This is a genomic window from Pseudomonas yangonensis (assembly GCF_009932725.1).
GTDB classification, from domain to species: domain Bacteria; phylum Pseudomonadota; class Gammaproteobacteria; order Pseudomonadales; family Pseudomonadaceae; genus Aquipseudomonas; species Aquipseudomonas yangonensis.
In genome coordinates this window covers 1-225 of sequence record NZ_BLJU01000193.1, presented here as the reverse complement: position 1 = coordinate 225, position 225 = coordinate 1, and the positions used below count along the sequence as shown (strand labels likewise).

The window sequence follows — 225 nt, the reverse complement described above, 5'->3', positions numbered from 1 at the left end:
CACGTCAACTTTGCCGTTAAACGTGGGGAGATTTTTGGTTTGCTGGGGCCAAACGGCGCGGGTAAATCGACCACCTTTAAGATGATGTGCGGTTTGCTGGTGCCGACCTCTGGTCAGGCGCTGGTGCTGGGGATGGATCTGAAAGAGAGTTCCGGTAAAGCACGCCAGCATCTCGGCTATATGGCGCAACAATTTTCGCTCTACGGCAACCTGACGGTCGAACAG

The 225-nt window shown here is 54.7% G+C and carries 1 protein-coding gene; it reads left to right on the top strand.

Annotation, left to right across the window (positions count from 1 at the left end; genetic code table 11):
* Positions 1–225: ATP-binding cassette domain-containing protein (locus tag GYB81_RS24040; RefSeq protein ID WP_161898022.1), on the top strand; the 225-nt coding region annotated here is incomplete at both ends.